This window comes from Streptococcus sp. CCH8-H5, from assembly GCF_001556505.1.
In the GTDB taxonomy this organism is placed as follows: Bacteria; Bacillota; Bacilli; order Lactobacillales; family Streptococcaceae; genus Streptococcus.
The window spans coordinates 1-1729 of record NZ_LSIZ01000052.1; the positions used below are offsets into that span (position 1 = coordinate 1).

1 protein-coding gene is annotated in these 1729 nt (G+C 38.4%); it reads right to left on the bottom strand.

The window, feature by feature from the left end:
• Window positions 1-324: 324 nt before the first annotated feature.
• Complete coding sequence (gene tgt / locus AX663_RS04210) at window positions 325-1467, bottom strand: tRNA guanosine(34) transglycosylase Tgt (protein ID WP_038676808.1); 1143 nt, start codon at window positions 1465-1467, stop codon at window positions 325-327.
• Window positions 1468-1729: the final 262 nt, after the last annotated feature.

Below are 1729 nucleotides of genomic sequence, written 5' to 3' on the forward strand. Positions count from 1 at the left end.
CTGCACTTGGTTTCTTATTCAGTTCTCAAAGGTCTTTGTCTCTCTTAAGACAACTTCTATATTCTAGCAAATCTAGAATACCTTGTCAACACTTTTTTTGAAGTTTTTTCACTTCTCGTGTCCGCTGTCTCTCCCGAAACAGCTTATTTATAATATCATCTCTGGCCTGTCTTGTCAATAACTTTTTTAAAGTTTTGGAACCTTTTCAAGTTTGTGGCAAGTCAGTTAAGACAACTTTTATATCTTAACACCCAAATCAATGCTTGTCAATAGGTTTTTTCAAAAAAATAAAGCAGTACAATCGTGTACCGCTAAATAAGTCATCTAAAAATTTCTTTTACTTGACTTGTAACCATACTTTTCTATAAAGTCTTGGCGGAACTCAAGTAAATTGTCATCTACAATAGCTTGTCGGACCTTGACCATTAAATTTACCAAGAAGTAGAGATTATGATAACTTGTCAGGCGAATTCCAAACGTTTCATCTGCTTTCAACAAATGTCTCACATAAGCACGTGTGTAATTCTTACATGTATAACAATCACACTCAGGATCTATAGGGCTAAAATCTTCTGCATACGCCGCATTTTTAACCACGAGACGTCCTTGACTCGTCATACAAGTTCCGTTACGAGCAATTCGTGTTGGGAGAACACAATCATACATGTCAACGCCACGAATAACACCGTCAATCAAACTATCTGGTGCCCCTACCCCCATAAGATAACGTGGTTTATTCTCAGGAAGCAAAGGTACAGTAAAGTCTAGAACCGCATTCATTTCTTCATGAGTTTCTCCTACTGCAAGACCTCCAATTGAATAACCTGGAAAATCCATGGAAACCAAATCCTGTGCAGACTGTCTGCGAAGATCTTCAAAACCTGCTCCCTGTACGATTCCAAAAAGACCTTGGTCATGTGGACGACGATGTGCTTTCAGCCCTCGTTCTGCCCAACGACTTGTACGTTCAATAGAATTTTTCACATAGTCGTATGGTTGGTAAAATTGAGGGCATTCATCAAAACTCATCATAATATCCGAACCGAGATTGTTCTGAATCGCGATCGCTTTTTCAGGAGATAAAAACATCTTACTTCCATTAAGGTGATTTTTAAAGGTTACACCTTCTTCCGAGATATTTCGTTTTTCGGCCAATGAATATACTTGAAAACCACCGCTATCTGTAAGAATCGCTTGGTCCCAATTCATGAATTTGTGGAGTCCTCCAGCTTTAGCCACAAGCTCGTCACCAGGTCTTAGCCATAAATGATAGGTATTGGCCAAAATAATTCCTGAACCCATCTGTTTTAATTCTTCAGGAGATTGCGTTTTTACTGTAGCTTGGGTACCTACAGGCATAAACATCGGTGTTGGAAAAGTTCCATGAGGCGTGATAATTTCCCCCAGGCGTGCTCCTGTGTGTTTTTCTTTCTTTATAAGACGATATTTAATAGGAAAATCAGTCATTTATACTCCTTACATTAGGAAAAACAGTCCTAAGTATTTTTTAGTAAGTGGTCATTATCCACAACCGCTTTAGTTTATCAAAAATTACAAGAATTGTCAGCTCTATATTTTCAAACTTTTGGATGAATAACATCAAACATCAACACTATCATTTATAGCAAAATCATAACCACCCGTCTAACGGGTGGTTTGATCAAGGGCTATAAGCCCATAATACCAGCCAGCGCCTAAAGACGCTGGCTTTCACTTTGTTCAAGCCTTA